Raw genomic sequence first — 18,116 nt, forward strand, 5'->3', positions numbered from 1 at the left:
GTCTCCGGGGGCGGGCGGGAAGCGGAGCTTGCGCTCACCCGGCTCGGTGGGTATTCGTTGCCGGACGTCAACCCTCGCCCCCAGGATGGACCTGCACGCAATGGGGGCCTGCCGAGTCCAAGCAGGCGGGGAAGACGCGAGGGCGGCACTCCAGCGCGCCTGCGTTCGCTACAGGGACGTGAAGGGGGCTTCGCCCGCGAAGGTCGCCTCTTCACGCTCGTGCATCGTGCTGGTGACCGTGGACAGGCGCGTCCATGCAGTGAAGGACGCGAACTCCGGCTGGACGCGCATCCGACAGGCGTACGATGACTTCGCCAAACGCCCGATCATGAATCGCGCGGTGATGCACCGGAGCCTCGCACGCTGCCCATGTCTGGAGCAGACCGGGCCTCGAGGCGGGAGTCCTCGAACGAGGTGGCTCCCGCCCCAAACCTCATGTGACCCGAGGTGCGAGGCGAGGCCTCACGGGAACGCCATGATCGTCGGCGGCGTGGTGCTGGTGAAGAAGTCCGGATAACTCGCTGTGTAGTGGCTCCCGCTGCCGCTCTCTCCCGAGATGACGCCGGTCTTCGAGCCCGAGACGGTCACCGTGGTGCCGTCCGCGGCGATCGCCACGTTCTCCGACACGATGTTGCCCATCCCCATGAAGACGCCCAAGCCGCTGCTCCGGATGACGGTCAGTGTGGCCGGGTCCACGTGGTGCACGCTGAGGGTGATGGGCGCGCTGCCGCTGAGGCTCGACTTCTTGGTATAGCTCGCGGCGATTCCCAGCGCGTTCCCCGCCACGGACCGCGTCGGCTCATAGACGACGGACGTGCCCAGGGTCACGCTGCCATAACCATACACACACGTCGGGATGGGCTGGCGGAAGAGCTTGACGTCATAGACAGTCGGCGTCACATTCGGCTGCGGATACGCGGAGATGCTGTAGATGCATCCGTCAAGCGACACGGATGACACCGCTGACTCCTGCTGCGCCAGCGCGTCGTCCTGCCCGGTCATCCACTCCTCTCCGCCGCAGGCAGGGAAGAGAACGGCGGCACAAAGATAGACAGTCTTTTTGAAGAATCGCATCGTGCAATGACTCCTTTGCTTGCGGGGGAGGCGAGGGAAGGGTAACAGCAAAGCCATTCTCTTCGTGGGCAATCTGTATGCATCCGCTGGTTCCTCGATGACCCAGCGGTGGAGAGATGCCACGCATCGAGCTGCGCCTGGGCCGCGTGTGCATCACCTCGAAGGCGGTGTCCAACGACGCGTGCGCGGGAATCCGATGCCTCGCATCAAGCGCGGAGGCCCTCTGGATGGAGGGTGTTTGAGGACTCGCCCGCATTCACAGCTCACCGCCGGGGCATGAAGCGCGGTGCCGTCCTCGGTCTGGCCTGGTGTAGCCTGACACCCTCCCCCTCGAATGAGGTGGTGGGGCGCGCGAACCCCTGGCACTGCGGTCCGGTTCAGCGATGGGCTCCAAGACGAGGCGAGCTTCAAGCCCTGCCTCTTTGCATGGGACGCAGCGCGCGTCCCGCGTTTCCCTCCGCGGGAAACGACGAAGCCCCCGACCCTCTACAGGGCCAGGGGCTTCCAGGGAGGCCATCTGCGCAGCAGGTCCTACACGACGGGCATGAAGACCTTGAAGCCCGTGCGCCCGCTGTTGGTCGTGTTGCGCTCGATGAAGTCGCTCGCGGATGAGTGACCATCACCCAGGGTGACGGCCGTGTGGCCGTAGATGCTGCCCAGGCGCGTGGAGGTGCTCTCCCAGGTGAGGACGAGGCCCGGAATCTTCAGCGCCTCCTCCAGCGACATGTTGACCTGCTTGAACTTGTCGCGCGGCAGGTTGTTGTCAATCTGGTTGCCGTTGCCCGACACACCAATGCCCAGGGCGTTGCGGATGGCCCGGCTGACGCCCGTGGCGCACAGGCCCTGGCTGTTGTAGCCGCCCATGCCCATGGCCGCCGAGCGGGCCGCATCCGCCAGCCGACGCATCGCGGCAGACGCGTTGCTGGGCCCCGCGCCCGTCGGGCCGCCCACGTCCGCTCCACCACCCACGTCACCCGAGGGGCCTCCACCGCGAACGCCCTGACGGCCGCCACCGGCGTCGAAGCTGTCACGACCGGAGTGCCCGATGCGCAGCGTGTTCCCCGCGTAGATGAGGTCGGGGTTCGTGATGTTGTTGTCACGGGCCAGCTTCTCCACCGTGGTGCCGAAACGGGCCGCCAGGCCGGAGAGGGTATCGTTGGGACGGATGCGGTAGTTGGACATGGAAGCTCCTGCCTCATTTTCGCGGCTTCCCCGGCGGAGTTGCTTCACCCTTCCAAGATTCTTGGATTGTTTGGGGAGCCTCCAGACTTCACGCATGGCGACACTCACGCCCCTCCATGTGCGGACGCACCCAGGGCGTGCCGCGACATCCCGTCTGGGAGCGCAGCGACTGAAGGCTGCGCGCAACCGCGGCTTCTTGCCGCTCCCCGAGGCGCTGCGAGCCTCGAGTGATCCGCGCTGACGGGACAGGCGCCAACCGCGCTCGCGCACTGGCTCGCCGTGCACCAGCAGCGCTCCGAGCCCGCGAGAATTCAGTCGTCGCGCACGTTCCGGACATCCGGCTTCTTGCATCCGGGCGTCAGGCACACCCCGCCCACGACGGCACCGCCCCCGAATCCCGGCTGAAGGTCCAACGCACGCGTGTGGATGCGCACGCGGACGAAGGGATGGCCACAACGCAGGTCCATGTCCAGGGCAGGAGCATGCTCCTCCGGGAGCAGTGGCAGCCCGCCGATTTGAAGCGCGAGCGGATGCCCCTCGTGTTGACGCGCGAGGAAGCGCTCGTACCGCCACGGCACGAAGCCTTTGGGAAATGGCTTCTTCAGCGCGGCGGCGTCCCGGTACTCGACGAAGACGCGTGCGGGCGTCTTCGGGGCGCGGGCTGGCTTCACCGCGCGGGCGAACAACAGGGACCTGTCACAGGGCTCGCACTCGTAGAGACGCACGGTGCGCGCCTCCATGCCAGCGCCGAGCGGGGGGATGTGGAGTACGCGGCTCGGCTTCACCCGTCGGTTGCACTCGGGGCAGGGGGCCCGGGCCTTCAGGTCCGCGGCGGAGAGTCGACCCGGCTGGATGTCCCAGCATCGCGCGCCCGGGAGCCCGAAGGGCGCGGGGTGGAGGCGGGCCCGCTCCGCGCTCTCGAGGATGGCCTTCGGCAAGCGCTTCGCGCGCTTCAGCGACTCGAGCTGCGCCACCAGCCAGTCGCCCTCGACGTCCTCCAACTCGGGCCGGCGCCCCTCCACCAGCCACTCGACAACGGCGCGCGCCAGGTTCACGCGTGCGCTCGGCGCGGAGCCCTTCGCGTCCGGACTCCCCGCCTCATCGAGCACCGCCGCGAGCGCGTGGGCTTGCGACTTCGCCTTCGCGCTCCGCCGCTTCAGGTAGTCCCCGAAGCCCGTGCCGTCGCTCAGGGCGCGGCGGTCCAGCTCCTTCTCGTGCAGCTTCTGCTCCTTCGCGGTGACCAGGTCTGGCGCGACGTGCTGGAGCACCTCCAGGAGCTCGGCGGACAGCGCTACCTTCGCCCCTGCGAGACGCCGGAGGAAATCCAGGGCCTGCTTGACCTGCTCGAACCTGTACGAACCTGGAACAGAGCTCCCGCTGACATCCTTCGCCGCGAGCCACCCGGGAGCCCAGGGAGCCACGGCCGCTATCTCCTTGAACCGATGCCCTTGCTCCCGAGCCATCCGCTCCAGGGACTTGCGCGCCGAGGGTTTCGTCAGCATCCGCAGGGACGCGCACCACGAGGTGAAGCTCGACTCATCCAGCAGCCCCGGCGGCGAGTAGCGCTTCGGCCAGGTCTCCACCTCCGTGAGCAGATCGATGCGGCGGCGCAGCTCGCGAGGGTCCGTCGTCTCGAACTCGAACCTGGGCAGCAGCTCCTCGTACGTCAGCGCCTCGAACGCGTTGCGCGGCCGGAACACGTTGGCGAAGAAGACGTCGTCCTTGGGAAGCGGAATGTTCAGCTTCACCAGCCGGGTACGCAGCAGCCTCAGGGACTCATCGTCTTCGGGACGTGACTCGACGCCAATCGGCGCGGTGAAGTCCCGCTGGCAGCTCGAGCAGGCCACGGCGGTCGGAGCGGTGGCCGTGCCACACGCGCAGCGCAACACGGTGGCCTTGCGTGGCACGTACTTCAGCGCCGCTTCCCGGCAGTGCTTCTGCAGCATGACGAAGTCGGTCTTCACGCGGCGGTCGGAGTGAGCCACCGGGAGCGCGCGCTTCTTTCCCTCCCAGAGGAAGCACTGCACTTCGCCGTCGAGGGTGAACTCCGCCAGCTCTCCACGCCCCCCGAGCCGCAGGGTCCAATCGAGCAGCGCCTCGAGCATCGCGCGCTGCGCCGGAGCGTCCGCCTCCGGCACGGCGCAGCTCAGCTCGATAGGGCAGATGAGGGTCGACACGTCGAATAAGGGACGCCGCTGCAGTTCCTGGAGGAGCTCTCCTACGGGGAGGGATTGTCCTTCCAATCGCCCGGCAGACCACCTCTTCCGAGAGGCCCCAGCGGCATCGATTCGAGCCGCCAGCCCCCGCAACCCCTGGATTCGCACGCACGCTCCTGATGTGAACTCCGGCGACAGCGTCTACCCGAGGGCAACTGTCATCGTCCATCCAGGACGCCACGGGCTGGATGCCCCTCGCCTCCGCACCAGTCCACGAAGCCAGCGGCGAAGCACGGAGCCGCGCGCACGCCCCCGGCCCCTTGTGCACCCCGTCCGGGCTGAGGGACGCGAGCACCTCGGGAATCAGGGGGCGCTCCGTGCCGCCGCCCTGGCATCCGCTTCAGCGATAACTGAGGCGTTGGGGCTCGACCGCTGCTCGCAGGTACTCCAGCCAGATAGAGGAGGTTCTTCAGGTGGACGTCCCCATGGGACCATGCCCGGGAGGCGCCGGGTAGCGTCAGGCCGTGGGCCCGGTGCAATTCCCTCGCGGCGGCCTCCATGAAGTTCGGCGTGAGTCTGCCTCGCTGGAGCAGCCGGTCGAGGCGCTCTCCTGGAAGGTCCTCCAGGACAACCGCGCGTCCGCCACAAGGCTCGGCAAGGCGGCCCGGGTGCAGGAGCGCGAAGGAGGCCAACTCCCCATCTCGCCAGCGGGAGGCTGAAGGACGCATCCGGATGCGGCTGCGCGACAGGTGCAGGAAGACATTGCCTACGGCGATGACCGCGCCCATGCCGAGGCGTCGCTGCTTGTGCCAGAGGGAGACGCCTCGCCGGACTTCCGGGGACACCGTGTTGATGCGCACCGCGTCCATCGCGAGGGCGAGTCCGTGGTTCCAGCACTCCGGGAGGGGCCGCGCGCTTCAGCAACTCGGTGCCTCGCTGCCATGACGAGGATGGGCTATCCGCCATGAGGATTCGCACGGACGAAGCAGAAATGCGCCCACGCGAGGAAGGCCGCCGCATGGCCGGCGAGCAGCGTCCGGTGAAGCAGGGCCTCCCACCGGTCGCACCGCCGACGGTGAAAGACGAACTCGTCGTAGCAGATGAGGGCCACCGTCCCGATGAGGACGACGAGCACGGGGCGCAGATACACCTGGGGCCTGTGCGCCACCGACGCGGCGCACATCAAGAGGAACAGCGGGAGTCCGCCGCCAGCCAGCGCCAGGAGCTCCGCCTGGTGCTCCCTTGGCCCGACTCGGAGCCGGGCCACGCGGTGGTAGCGCCAGTCCGCCACGCCAGCCGCTGTCGCCGTCGTTCCGGCCAGCCCCACCACCCAGAACTCCCAGAGGTAGTGGCGGGGCTCGGCGAGCCAGGAGAAGCGCGTCTGCTGAGACACCACCAGCAGCGCCATCACGAACAGCACGCCGGTGCGAGTGACGCCAGCAAGTTGGCGGCATCCCGGAAGCGCTTCAGGGATGGGCGAGAGGATGCGTTTGCCATGGTGGGCTCTCGGAGGACTCGCGGAGGAGCTTGCCATGGATAGACGCCTCCCTCACCGGGGGATGCAGGGGGCCCGCATGAGGGGCCTATGAAATGACGAGGGTGAGGAGGTGGGGGCGGTAGGTGTCGTGGTGAAGGCAGTCATGGCTTCGGCATCGGTGGGCTTGTGGAAGTGCTTCACGTCAAATGCCCAACCACGTCGTTGCTCTTCTCGGCCATGGCCTGCTTCCTCCCCACTGTCCGTGCGAGTGGAGAGAGGGACGAGTCCGGACGCTACCGTCACGTGTCCTGGACGCGGAGCTCGAGCGGAGGAGGCGCCTGAAGCTGAACGTGCTCGCCCGAGCGCGGATGCAGGAAGGTGAGCGACGCCGCGTGCAGCAGATAGCCGCCGTCTCCGGGCAGGCCGGGGTTCTCCGCCAGCGGCAGGCCGCCCACGCCGAAGAGCGGGTCCCCCACGAGCGGGTGGCCAATGAAGGCGAGGTGGATGCGGATCTGCTCGGAGCGCCCTGTGTGGATGTCCACCTCGAAGAGGGTGTGCTCGGTGCGCCGCTCCAGCACCCGGGCCGTGCTGTGTGAGGGTTTTCCCCGCGCACTGGCACCATGGACTTCGCCCAGCCGCGGATGAGGCACCAACCCGATGGGCGCGCGGATGTCGTAGGTCTCCTGTGTAGCGATTCCCTGGGAGAGTGCGCGGTAGCGCTTGTGCACGCGGCCCTCGCGCCAATCGCTCGCCAGGCGCGCGGCTGCGTCGCGGGTGCGGGTGAAGAGCACGAGGCCCGACGTCGCGCGTCCCAGCCGATGCATCGGAGCCGCCTCCGGCCATCGTACCTGGACGAAGGAGAGCAGGGTGTTCTTCAGGAAGCCTCCCGAGGGCAGGGTCGGCAATCCGCTCGGCTTCACCACGACGACCAACTCCGCGTCCTCGTATACGAGCTCGAAGGACTGAGGAGTGTCGGCCTCCTCCCACGGCGGGCGGTGCCAGCACAGCCACTGTCCCGGCCTCAGCGGCTCCGAGCCGTCGGCGGTGACGTCGTCGAGTCGCACCTCACCCCGAGCGAAGCGTGCCCGCCACTCCTCCTCCGAGGAGTGACGATACTTGTCCGTCAGATGGGCGAGCGCGCTGCTGCCCGGTCGGCGCCCGAGCTTCTCGCGATACACATAGCCGTCGTTGAGCAGCACTCGCGTACCTTACACCGCGTGGGCTCGCGGTGGGAGGCAGTCAAAGCGGCGGCGGCTTGTCCAGGAAGCCTGACTTCGACAGCCACATCACCAGCGCGAAGCTGATGGTGTTGAAGGCCGCGTGCGCGACAACCAGGGGCAGCAGGCGTCCCCGGAACCAGAAGACGAACCCGAGCCAGGCCCCCATCACGAAGGTCTGGAAGACGGCGAGCGTGCCTTCGTAGAAGTGGCCCACGGAGAACAGCACGGCCGCGACCAGCACCGCGGGCACCCAGCGGCCCAGCACCACGCGCAGGCGGGGAACGAGGAAGCCCCGGAAGACGAACTCCTCGAAGCCTGTCACCAGCACCATGATGGCCGCGAAGGCAGGCACGCCCAGGCCGGTGTCCATGAGCGCGGTGGCCAGGCTCTTGCGCGCCAGCATCTCCTTGTCGGCCAGCTTCAACGCCACGGCGATGGCCGCCATGGGCACCGACGCGGCGATGTGCACCGCGTAGGTGGCGACGAGCACCGGCACGCCGAGCAGCAGCTCCTTCGCCCAGCCCTCGCGCGCCAGCCCCACCTGCGCGGGCCCCTGTCCGTCGCGCCACATCAGCACCGCCACCAGCAGGAGCATCCCCAGGGCGCGGATGCAGAGGGGCGCCATGGACAGGGAGAAGCCCTTCTCCTGCTCCGCCGCGGTGGCGACCCAGGCGCCCGCGCCCGTGCCGCTCAGCGCCACCAGGAGCCCCAGGACGCCCAGCCAGGCGCCCGCGCGCGTGGCCTCCCAGGGGCGCAGCAGGGCCAGTCCCCAGGCGAGCAGCACGACCACGAGCACGGCCAGGACGACCCGACCCGCGGGGCCCGCCGACGAGGGCCCGAGGACGGCGAGGAATACGAACGCCGCTTCTGACAGGGCCCGGCGCCGCGGCGGGGCGTTCTCCAGCAGCACGGCGACATCACGGCGCACGGGGTGTTCCTCCGGTCCAGGGCCCCGGGCAGGGGCCTCGCGGGATTCCGGTCACGGCCTGTGTTTCGGAGGGAGCGTGGCGGCGGCAGCGGCGGCTTCGCGCAGCTTGTCCTTCTTGCTCTTGCGCCGACCCTTCACGCCGCCGTTCGGATCCAGGGGCGGCGTGCTCGTCGAGCCCTCTTCCGTCGGCTCGAAGCCCGGCACCTGCTCGCGCGGGAGGTCGAGCTGGTGGCGTTTCTCGATGAGTCGGAAGTGGGCTTCGGTGCCCGCGCTGACGAAGCTGATCGCCACGCCCTTGTCGCCCGCGCGCCCCGTGCGGCCGATGCGATGCACGTAGTCCGCGGTCGAGCGGGGCAGGTCGTAGTTCACGACCGCCGGCAGCTGCGCGATGTCCAGGCCGCGAGCGGCGACGTCCGTGGCCACGAGCACGCGCACGCGCTTCGCCTTGAAGTCCGCGAGCGCCTGCGTGCGCGCGCCCTGGCTGAGTTCTCCATGCAATGACGTCGCGGCGATGCCGGCGCGGTTCAGCTTCAGCGCGACATGGTCCGCCGTGTAGCGACTGGCCACGAACGTGAGCACATGGCTCCAGGCATGTGTCTCCATCAGGTGCCGCAGCAGCATCGTGCGCCGGGGCACATCCACCTGGAGGGCCCGCTGGAGGATGAACTCCGTCGAGGGCAGCTCCCCGTCATCGACGTCGATGCGCGTGGGCTCGTGCAGCAACTGCTCCGCGAACTTCCGCACCGCGGGCGGGAAGGTTGCGGAGAACAACAGGTTCTGGCGGCGCGCGGGCAGCAGCGCCAGCAGGCTGTTGAGCTCATCGGCGAAGCCCAACGAGAACAGCCGGTCGGCCTCGTCGAGCACCAGCGTCTCCACCTCGTCCAGCCGGAGTGCGTTCTGCTGCACCAGGTCCAGGGCGCGGCCGGGCGTGGCCACGACGATGTCCGCGCCACCCCGCAGCGCCAGCATCTGCGGGTTGGCGGAGACGCCACCCACCGCGAGGCAGGTCTTCAGCGGCTTCGTCAGGTGTTGGCCGTACCGTTGGATGGAATCGACGATCTGCGCGGCGAGCTCCCGCGTGGGCACCAGGATGAAGGCCCGCACCGGCCGGCTCGACCCTCCGGCACGCGCCCGCAGGGCTTCCAGGATGGGAAGCAGGAACGCGGCGGTCTTCCCTGTGCCCGTCTTCGCCGAAGCCCAGACGTCGCCACCTCGCAGGACCACAGGGATGGTCGCGCGCTGCACCGGCGAGGGGTCGTCGTATCCGAGTCCGGCCACGGCGCGGGTGAGCGCGTCCGACAGGCCGAGTGAAGCGAAGGTCATGGGAAGGAAGCCTTGGGTGACGCGAGGACGCGGAAGCCTACTCTACCCGGGAGGTCCACCCCCGGCATTCCTGCCCCCTCCCCATCCAGGCAAGGTGCCGCCCGGACCCGGTGGGGGGCGGGAGGCGTGGACTCGAGCCGTCGCGGGACGCCCCGACGTGCTACGAGCATGCGCATGGCGATATCCACCCTACCTGAGCGTCCGCGTGCCGTCCTCGTCGGTGTCCAGCTTCCGGGCGTCTCGGACGAAGAGCACGCCGCGGACTTCGCGGAGCTGCGCCGGCTGGTGCACACGCTGGGGTATGACACGGTGGCGACCGTGTCCCAGAAGCGGACGCGGCTGGCCACGGGCACGGTGCTGGGGACGGGCAAGCTCAAGGAGCTGGCGGCCCTCACCGGTGGCTCGGGCGTGATTGCGTCCGGGGCGAGCGACCGGACGTCGAAGGCCCGCGAGAAGTGGGAGGCCGCCGCCAACACGGAGCCCGACCTCGAGGGCGAGGCCGTCGAAGAGGAGGCCGACGACGTGGAGCCGGAGGACGCGCTGCTGCCTCCGGCTTCGGAAGAAGACGACCCGGCGGGGCCTCGGCCCACCGTGGTGGTCGTGGACCACGAGCTGTCGCCCGGCCAGCTGCGCAACCTGGAGAAGGCCACGGGCGCGCTGGTGCTGGACCGCGCGGGCGTGATTGTCGACATCTTCCACCGGCACGCGAAGAGCCACGAAGCGCGGATGCAGGTGGAGATCGCCCGGCTCAACTACCTGGCACCCCGGCTGCGCGAATCCACCGGTGGCCGCGAGCGGCAGCAGGGGCGTGGCGCGGGTGACTCGGCGCTGGAGCTGGACCGCCGCAAGATTCGCGACCGGCTGGCGGAGCTTCGCGAGGGACTGGCGGCCATCCAGAAGGACCAGGACCACCGCCGCTACGCGCGAAGGGACCTGCTGCGGGTGGCGCTGGTGGGCTACACGAACGCGGGCAAGTCCTCGCTGATGCGTGCCCTGACGGGCAGCACGGTGCTGGTCGCGGACCAGCTCTTCGCCACGCTCGACACCACGGTGCGCGCGATGCAGCCGGAGACCCGTCCGCGCATCCTGGTCTCCGACACGGTGGGCTTCATCCAGAAGCTGCCGCACGACCTGGTCGCGTCCTTCCGCTCCACGCTGGACGAGGCCCTGGAAGCGTCACTGCTGCTCTATGTGGTGGATGCGTCGGACCCCACGTGGGCCGCGCAGCTGGAGGTCACCCGCACGGTGCTCCGGGATATCGGTGCGGACGCCGTACCGAGCAAGCTGCTCTTCAACAAGGCGGACCGGCTGGACGCCGCTGCGAAGGAAGCGCTGCTCGCGAAGCACCCGGACGCCCTGCTGCTCTCCGCGCACCTGCCGGAGGACGTGGCGATGCTGCGCAAGACCATCATCGCCTTCTTCGAGGCCTCGATGGTGGAGGCGGACCTGGTGATTCCCTACTCCCGGCAGGGGCGCATCAGCGAGGTGTACGAGCACACCACGGTGGTGTCCCAGGCCTATGACGAGAGCGGCAGCCGGCTGCGCGTGCGGGGCCTTCCAGGGGCCATCGCGAAGCTCACCCAGACGTTTCAGGAGTAGGTCTTCCCCGGGGGCCACCCCAGCGAAGGTCGTCCACTCCGCCTGCCTCACGGCCGGGAAACCGGAGGCCGCTGACGCCCGCGCTCCGGCACGACACCGGAGGCGGGCTGTTCCAGCGGACTACTCGGCGCGGCAGACGGCCGGCGCGGAGAGGTTGGGGCGAATCATCTTGAACGGCTGAATCAGGTCCGGGACGCGGAGCAGCGCGTCACGGCAGCTCGCCTCGTCGTTGCCGGACATCTCCACCTTGAAGCTGCAGTCCTGCGCGCCCTCGCAGACCGTCTTGGCCAGCCGCGCATAGCAGTCTACGGCGCGGGCGCAGGTGCCCTCGCCCAGGTCCACCGACGCGGAGGCGGACGTCGTCGAGGCAGAGGCCGTGTTCGTGTTCGTCGACACCGACGCGCCAGCGGACAGGGCGTCCTGCGAGTTCGCGCCCGGGGCGCTCAAGTTGATGGTGACGTTCGTCTGCGCGGGCGCGTGGGTAGGGGCGGCGACGAAGCGCGGGTTGATGCGGTCCTGGGCGCAGAGGTACAGCTCCTCGCCCTTCTTGCGCACCGTGGCGAGCTTCGCCTCCAGCTCCTCCGGAGGAACCTGCTTGTCGTCCACGGAGACCTGGAAGGTGTACGCGTCCGTCCCATCGTAACGGTAGTACATCGTGGAGGTCGCATCGTACGTGACGGCGATGGCCGTGTTGTCCAGGGACTGCGACTCGAGACCGCTCTCCAGGGCGCAGACGCCGATGGACGTCTTGGTCGTCGAGGCATCATGCGAGTCGACGGGCAGCGTGTAGAACTTGTTGGCACCACAAGCCGCCAGAGAGAGACACAGAGACGTCAGGGACAGCCCCTGGATGAGCCGCTTCATGAGGTTTGCTCCTAGGAAGAGGAATGGGTCCGCGCTGGTGAAGTCCGGCGGAGTGGCGCATCGACGCGTGCACCGGTTGCTCATTCAATCCTGACATGAAAAGGCCCGCCCCCGGAAGTCCCGGAGACGGGCCTGTCGCGGGCGTTTCTCGAAATCTGGGACTGCTGCGGAGGACCTTCGACTTCGACCTCTTGGCCTGCGTGAGGTGTGGAGGCAGGTTTGAGGGGGCTGGCGAACGTGAATGAGGCGGGAGGGGGCGAGCGATTCTGGAGCACCAGGGACTGCGCTCGCAGCGCTCGCGCGGCCTCTTCTATGACGTTCAAATCGCGCTCGATGAGGGGCTTCGCCACACCTGCGTCGCAGACTCGACATGGGCGTTGTGCACTCGCGGGACATACGGGGCGCTGGGCTTGCGGTGAGTGGTCTGCGTGCCCAACTCGCCTCTTTGCCAGGGGCGCGGACCAACGCCTGCGGAAGGTGCTGGATGATTGATGTTCGCCACGCGCTGGAGCCGCCCGCGCGACACGGGCCGCCGAGCCTTGTGAAGGGGAGCGCATGCAGTCCATCGGTGAGTTCAAGGAAGACCGTCCGCATGACGCCTCGCTACGCCGGCATCCGTGGCGGTCCACGGTCGGGCTGAAGGTGCTCATGGCAGCGACTGGCATCGTGCTGGTCGTGTTCCTCGTCTTCCACCTGCTCGGCAATCTCCTCGTTTTCCGAGGGCGGGATGCCCTCAACGAATACTCCGCGTTTCTCGTTCGGGAGCCCCCGCTCCTGTGGGCCGCTCGCGCGGTGCTCTTTGCCTCCGCCGTCATCCACATCGGCGCGGCGGCGCTGCTCTGGAATCGTGACCGCTTCGCGCGCCCGGTGGCCTACCGCCGACTCAGGCCACGCTCAACGACCGTGCCCGCTCGGACGATGCGCCTCACGGGCGTCGTGCTCGCGGGGTTCATCGTCTTCCACATTCTCCACCTGACCACTGGGACCATCGCGCCGGTGCCGTTCGAGAAGCATGACGTCTACCACAACGTCGTGGAGGGCTTCCGCGTCCCCTGGGTGGTCGCCATCTATCTCGGCGCGCTGGCCATCGTCGGGATGCATGTCTGGCACGGTGCATGGGCCTCGCTGCGGAGCCTCGGGAGGTCGCGCCCCTCGCCTCGGCCGAAACGGCGACCGGTTGCGTGGATCCTCGCCCTGGTGCTCTGGGGCGGCTTCAGCAGCATTCCGCTCACGATCTGGCTCGGGGGTGGGCGCTAGCCATGGAGCTCGGCGCGAGGATTCCGAGCGGGCCGCTCGAGCAAAAGTGGGAGCGCCGACTGTGCGAAGGACGCCTGGTCGGTCCGAGCAACCGGCGCAAGTACACACTGCTCGTGGTTGGCTCCGGGCTGGCGGGGGCTTCGGCCGCGGCGACGCTCGCCGAGCTTGGCTACCGTGTGCACTGCTTCTCCTTCCACGATTCGCCGAGGCGCGCGCACAGCATCGCCGCGCAGGGCGGCATCAATGCCGCGAAGAACTACCGCAACGACGGCGACAGCGTGTGGAGGCTGTTCTACGACACGCTGAAAGGCGGCGACTTCCGCTCCCGCGAGGCGAATGTCTACAGGCTTGCCCAGGTGAGCAACCGCATCATCGACCAATGCGTGGCCCAGGGCGTCCCTTTCGCCCGCGAATATGGAGGGCTCCTCGCCACCCGCTCTTTCGGGGGCGCGCTCGTCTCGCGCACCTTCTATGCGCGTGGGCAGACCGGGCAGCAACTTCTCCTCGGCGCCTATCAGGCGCTCGAGCGGCAAATCAGCGCGGGCCAGGTTCGCATGCATCCGAGGACCGAAATGCTCGATCTCGTCATGGTCGACGGACGGGCGCGGGGAATCATCGCGCGGGACCTCCGGACGGGCGAGCTGGGGGCGTTCGCCGGCGATGCCGTGCTCCTCGCGACTGGCGGCTACGGCAATATCTACCATCTCTCGACCAACGCGCGAGGCTCGAACGCGACCGCGATCTGGCGCGCGTACCGAAGGGGCGCCGCCTTCGCCAATCCTTGCTTCACGCAGATCCATCCGACCTGCATCCCGGTCAGCGGGCCCCATCAGTCGAAGCTCACCCTGATGAGCGAGTCCTTGCGTAATGACGGGCGTGTCTGGGTGCCGAAGCTCAAGGGGGATCCGCGGACACCGCGCGATATCCCGGAGAGCGAACGGGACTACTTCCTCGAGAGGCGGTACCCAACCTACGGCAACCTCGCGCCGCGTGACATCGCCTCGCGCGCGGCCAAGGAAATCTGTGACCAGGGCAGGGGCGTGGGGCCCGGCGGGCGCGGCGTGTATCTGGACCTCGGTGATGCCATTGCGCGTCTCGGGGCCGGTACCATTCGCGAACGCTACGGGAACGTCCTCGAGATGTACGAGCGCATCACGGGCGAGCACCCATACCGGGCGCCGATGCGGATCTACCCCGCCGTCCACTACACCATGGGCGGGCTCTGGGTGGACTACGACCTGCGCAGCACCCTGCCGGGCCTCTACGTGCTCGGCGAGGCGAACTTCTCCGACCACGGGGCGAACCGTCTCGGCGCGAGCGCCCTCATGCAGGGGCTCGCCGATGGCTACTTCATCGTCCCGAACACCATCGCTGACGAGCTGGCGCGTTTCGGGCCAGGGGCGGTCGACCTTGACCATCCCGCGTTTCGAGACGCCGAGCGCATCGTGCAGCGCAAGCTCGAGCGCCTGCTCGCCTCGCGAGGCACGCGAACCGTCGAGGAGCACTTCCGCGCGTTGGGTAGCCTCCTCTGGGAACAATGCGGCATGGCACGCAGCGAGCGCGGGCTGTCCTCCGCGCTCGAGCGCATCCAGGCGCTTCAGGGCGAGTTCGAGCGAGATCTCCGGCTGCCGGACACCGGCATCGAGCTGAACGACTCGCTCGAGCGAGCCGGGCGGCTCGCCGATTACTACGAACTCGCGGAGCTGATGTGCCGCGACGCGCTCGAGCGGCGCGAATCGTGCGGAGCGCACTTCCGCGAGGAGTTTCAAACGGCGGAAGGTGAGGCGCGCCGAGATGACGAGCACTTCTGCCATGTGTCGGTATGGGAATACCGCGGCCAGGATCGACCTCCCGCGCTCCACAAGGAGCCACTCTCCTTCGAGTCGGTCGCGGCCGAGACCAGGAGCTACAAATGAGCACGAACCGACATGCGGCCCGGACCTGGGGGCGCAGCCGCCTGCGTACGCTCTGCCGTTCATCTCGCAGAACGATGGCACGGATGAACTGTACGACCGCGTGCGCCAACACTTCAGCGAAGAAGAGCTCGTCAGCCTCACGATGGCGGTCATCACCATCAACGGCTGGAACCGGATCGCCATCCCGTTCCGCTCCGCGCCCGGCAGCTACCAACCGCCGGCCCGCGCGGCGGCGCATACGTGATGGGCAATCTGCTGAACACCCGCGCGACGAGTACCTCCATCCCGAGGCGCTCGTAGGTGCAGGGGGAAGGAGAACAGCGTGCGCTTCGTTCTGCAGATCTGGAGACAGGAGAGACCGCAATCCCAGGGCGCCTTCCGCCGCTACGAGGTCTCTGGCATCACCGCCGACATGTCCTTTCTCGAGATGCTCGATGTCCTGAATGAGCAACTCGCCGCCAAAGGCGAGACCCCGGTCGCGTTCGAGAGCGACTGTCGCGAGGGCATCTGCGGGACGTGCGGCGTGATGATCAATGGCGCGGCGCATGGGCCCCTCGGCGGCGCGGCGGTGTGTCAGCTCCACATGCGTCGCTTTTCGGACGGCGCGCTGCTCGTGATCGAGCCCTGGCGCGCGCGGGCGTTTCCTGTGCTGAAGGATCTCATCGTCGACCGTAGCGCGCTCGACCGCATCATCGGCGCCGGCGGGTTCATCTCGGTGCCAACGGGGGCCGCGCCCGAGGCGAGCACGCGGGCCGTTTCGAAACAGAACGCCGACGGGGCGATGGACGCCGCGGCTTGCATTGGCTGTGGGGCTTGCGTCGCCGCCTGCCCGAACGCGTCGGCCGCGCTCTTCACCGGCGCGAAGGTCTCTCACCTGGCGCTCCTGCCTCAGGGGCGGCCGGAGCGGGAGCGGCGGGTGCTCTCCATGGTCGCGCGCATGGATGAGGAGGGCTTTGGCAACTGCACCTGGCACGGCGAGTGCCAGGCGGCCTGCCCGAAGTCGATCAGCATCGATGCCATCGCGCTCATGAACCATGAATGGCTCCGGGCATCGATCGCATCCCAACGCGAAGTGTGGCGCGAGCCTGAGGCGGACGCCCAGAGCCAAGACCCAGAAAGAGGAGGAACGGCATGACCCAACCGACACATCTTGGGGGCGGGGCCACGTTCGACCTGGCGGCGGTCGAGCGTGAAATGCGGCGAGAAGACGCCTACCTGCGGGAGGGCCATACGGCGCGGACTCTGGTGCGCGAGCCCGGCCTGCGCATCATCCTCATCGCGATGAAGGCCGGCGCACGGATGGCGGAGCATCGCGCCAGCGAAACCGTGTCGGTCCACGCGCTCTCCGGGCACGTGCGGCTGGGCCTGCCCGACAAGACCGTGGAGCTGCCGTTCGGGCGGTTGCTTGTCCTCGAGAAAGGCCTGCGCCATGACGTGGAGGCGATCGAGGAGAGCGCGTTCCTGCTCACGCTCGGATGGAAGAGCCCATGAGAGAGGGGTAGAAAGCCGATGCGCGGGGCAAAGAGCTGGCAAGGCCTCCAACTCTATACCGTCGGCCACTCGACGCGAACGCTCGACGAGCTCATCGCGCTCCTTCGCCCGTTTGGTGTCTCCACCGTGGCTGATATCAGGACGATCCCTCGCTCGCGCCACAATCCGCAATTCGAACGGGAGGCGCTTCGCACCGCGCTTCGCGGGCATCGCCTCCGTTACGTCCATCTCCCCGCGCTCGGAGGGCTGCGGCACGCGCGCGGTGACTCACCGAACACGGGGTGGCGCAATGCGAGCTTCCGCGGGTACGCGGACTACATGCTGACGGACGAGTTCGAGTCTGGGCTGGCGGAGTTGCGTGAGCTGGTCGTGAAAGGCACGGTCGCGTTGATGTGCGCCGAAGCCGTGCCCTGGCGTTGCCATCGCTCCCTGGTCGCAGACGCCCTGACAGTTCGCGGTGCGCAGGTCGAGCACATCACCAGCCGAACCCGGTCGACGCCGCACCGGATGACCGACTTCGCTCATGTCGATGGCACGCGGCTCACGTATCCGGCGGGCCTCGGCTCATCCCTCGATACGCGCGCGCCGTTTCACCTCGAGGCGACCGTGCGCGTGCTGCAGCGGCGACCGACGAACCTCGTCGACGTCTGGGAGGAAGGACGGTACCTGCGAGCGCTCACGGTCTCCGATGGCCTCGTGCTGGTCGAGGTCTCGAATCAGGGGACGATGGACGAGCCGCAGGTCCGGTTCCGCGTGCTCGAGGGGGATGACTCGCGCGGCGCGCATGCCGAGATCTCTCAGTTGTTGCGGCGGGGGCTCGGACTCGATGTGGACCCGGAGCCGCTCGAACGGCTGCTCCAAGCCGAGCGCAAGCTCCACCCCATTGCGCGCGCGCTGCGCGGTATGCGGCCGCCACGGTTCCCCAGCCTCTTCGAGACGTTCGCGAGCGTCATCCCGTTCCAGCAGGTCAGCCTGGACGCCGGGGTCGCGGTCGTTCGCCGTTTGGTAGAGCGCTTCGGCCGGTCCTTGCCGCATGAGGGGCAAGAACGGTACGCCTTTCCTGGTGCTGCTGTGCTCGCCGAGGCGCGGCTCGACGCGATTCGCTCGTGTGGCTTGAGCGCGAGGAAGGCCGAGGCGCTCCGCGCGGCCGCCGCCGCTATCCAAGCGGGCGATGTGACAGAGGCCATGCTCTCGCAGATGAGCAGCGCCGAGGCGATGCGGATGCTCACGGGGCTTCACGGCATTGGACCCTGGAGCGCGGCCTTGGTTCTCCTGCGCGGCTTCGGTCGGCTGGACGTGTTCCCGGAGGGCGATGTCGGGGTCATTCGCGGGCTCTCGGGATTGATGCATGTCGAGCCGGGACCTGCGCTCGAGCGCCTGATTCGCCGCTTCGGCGAGCAGCGTGGATATTTGTATTTCTGCTCGCTCGGTAGCGCGCTCCTGGCCCGAGGCCTCATTCATGCCGCCGACGCTGGGCCACGGCGAAGCCTTCTAAGCGCGCCGGAGTCGCACCATTGAGGTCAACGCAGCGATGCCTGCCGATGTGCAACTCATGCATGCAGAGGAGGCGGTTCGCTTTCGCTCTAGAGGAACCGCGCGAAGCCGAGTCGCGGCTCAGGAGCGCGTGAA

Annotated in this window: 17 protein-coding genes; 8 read left to right on the top strand and 9 right to left on the bottom strand. The window is 68.4% G+C overall.

Annotated elements, in window-relative coordinates:
- Positions 1-168: 168 nt before the first annotated feature.
- Positions 169-318 carry a hypothetical protein gene (locus tag HNV26_RS29095; RefSeq protein ID WP_171444094.1) on the bottom strand — a complete coding sequence of 50 codons (150 nt, stop codon included), beginning with the start codon at positions 316-318 and terminating at the stop codon, positions 169-171.
- Between the two features lie 144 nt (positions 319-462).
- On the bottom strand, positions 463-1,074 hold the full coding sequence (locus HNV26_RS29100; protein WP_253817167.1) for a hypothetical protein: 612 nt from the start codon (positions 1,072-1,074) through the stop codon (positions 463-465).
- 116 nt (positions 1,075-1,190) lie between these two features.
- Here HNV26_RS29100 and HNV26_RS39075 point away from each other — a divergent pair, with 116 nt between their 5' ends.
- Complete coding sequence (locus HNV26_RS39075) at positions 1,191-1,316, top strand: hypothetical protein (protein ID WP_301338529.1); 126 nt, start codon at positions 1,191-1,193, stop codon at positions 1,314-1,316.
- Positions 1,317-1,605: 289 nt separating this feature from the next.
- Here HNV26_RS39075 and HNV26_RS29105 read toward each other — a convergent pair whose 3' ends face one another.
- The 6 genes from HNV26_RS29105 to HNV26_RS29130 all read right to left on the bottom strand — a co-directional run bounded on the left by HNV26_RS29105 (position 1,606) and on the right by HNV26_RS29130 (position 9,360).
- Complete coding sequence (locus tag HNV26_RS29105) at positions 1,606-2,256, bottom strand: LysM peptidoglycan-binding domain-containing protein (RefSeq protein ID WP_171444095.1); 651 nt, start codon at positions 2,254-2,256, stop codon at positions 1,606-1,608.
- A gap of 311 nt (positions 2,257-2,567) precedes the next feature.
- Positions 2,568-4,433 (bottom strand): hypothetical protein, encoded by a 1,866-nt coding sequence (locus HNV26_RS29110; protein ID WP_366817049.1) that lies wholly within the window; start codon positions 4,431-4,433, stop codon positions 2,568-2,570.
- Between the two features lie 934 nt (positions 4,434-5,367).
- Positions 5,368-5,946, bottom strand: coding sequence for a hypothetical protein (locus HNV26_RS29115; protein ID WP_253817169.1), 579 nt, complete (start codon positions 5,944-5,946; stop codon positions 5,368-5,370).
- Between the two features lie 242 nt (positions 5,947-6,188).
- Positions 6,189-7,088, bottom strand: a complete 900-nt coding sequence (locus HNV26_RS29120; protein WP_171444096.1) for an RluA family pseudouridine synthase — start codon at positions 7,086-7,088, stop codon at positions 6,189-6,191.
- A gap of 40 nt (positions 7,089-7,128) precedes the next feature.
- The gene (locus HNV26_RS29125; protein WP_171444097.1) at positions 7,129-8,037 is read right to left on the bottom strand and encodes a CPBP family intramembrane glutamic endopeptidase; all 909 of its coding nucleotides are present in this window, start codon (positions 8,035-8,037) and stop codon (positions 7,129-7,131) included.
- 51 nt (positions 8,038-8,088) lie between these two features.
- Positions 8,089-9,360, bottom strand: a complete 1,272-nt coding sequence (locus HNV26_RS29130) for a DEAD/DEAH box helicase (RefSeq protein WP_171444098.1) — start codon at positions 9,358-9,360, stop codon at positions 8,089-8,091.
- Between the two features lie 168 nt (positions 9,361-9,528).
- Here HNV26_RS29130 and hflX point away from each other — a divergent pair, with 168 nt between their 5' ends.
- The gene (gene hflX / locus HNV26_RS29135; protein WP_171444099.1) at positions 9,529-10,959 is read left to right on the top strand and encodes a GTPase HflX; all 1,431 of its coding nucleotides are present in this window, start codon (positions 9,529-9,531) and stop codon (positions 10,957-10,959) included.
- Positions 10,960-11,079: 120 nt separating this feature from the next.
- Here hflX and HNV26_RS29140 read toward each other — a convergent pair whose 3' ends face one another.
- Entirely contained in the window at positions 11,080-11,823 is a 744-nt protein-coding gene (locus HNV26_RS29140; protein ID WP_253817172.1) for a hypothetical protein, read from the bottom strand.
- Between the two features lie 555 nt (positions 11,824-12,378).
- Between HNV26_RS29140 and HNV26_RS29145 the strand changes: the two genes are divergently transcribed.
- From HNV26_RS29145 to HNV26_RS29170, 6 genes are all read left to right on the top strand, one after another.
- Positions 12,379-13,080 carry a succinate dehydrogenase cytochrome b subunit gene (locus HNV26_RS29145; protein ID WP_171444101.1) on the top strand — a complete coding sequence of 234 codons (702 nt, stop codon included), beginning with the start codon at positions 12,379-12,381 and terminating at the stop codon, positions 13,078-13,080.
- Positions 13,081-13,082: 2 nt separating this feature from the next.
- Complete coding sequence (locus HNV26_RS29150; RefSeq protein WP_171444102.1) at positions 13,083-14,996, top strand: fumarate reductase/succinate dehydrogenase flavoprotein subunit; 1,914 nt, start codon at positions 13,083-13,085, stop codon at positions 14,994-14,996.
- Between the two features lie 100 nt (positions 14,997-15,096).
- Complete coding sequence (locus HNV26_RS29155; protein WP_253817173.1) at positions 15,097-15,240, top strand: carboxymuconolactone decarboxylase family protein; 144 nt, start codon at positions 15,097-15,099, stop codon at positions 15,238-15,240.
- 78 nt (positions 15,241-15,318) lie between these two features.
- Complete coding sequence (locus HNV26_RS29160; protein ID WP_171444103.1) at positions 15,319-16,131, top strand: succinate dehydrogenase/fumarate reductase iron-sulfur subunit; 813 nt, start codon at positions 15,319-15,321, stop codon at positions 16,129-16,131.
- The gene (locus HNV26_RS29165) at positions 16,128-16,487 is read left to right on the top strand and encodes a cupin domain-containing protein (RefSeq protein ID WP_253817174.1); all 360 of its coding nucleotides are present in this window, start codon (positions 16,128-16,130) and stop codon (positions 16,485-16,487) included. Before HNV26_RS29160 ends, HNV26_RS29165 begins: the two co-directional genes overlap by 4 nt.
- Positions 16,488-16,505: 18 nt before the next feature.
- Positions 16,506-18,005, top strand: coding sequence for a DUF488 family protein (locus HNV26_RS29170; RefSeq protein ID WP_171444104.1), 1,500 nt, complete (start codon positions 16,506-16,508; stop codon positions 18,003-18,005).
- Positions 18,006-18,116: the final 111 nt, after the last annotated feature.

It is taken from the genome of Myxococcus xanthus (genome assembly GCF_013116825.1).
Lineage (GTDB): Bacteria > Myxococcota > Myxococcia > Myxococcales > Myxococcaceae > Myxococcus > Myxococcus xanthus_B.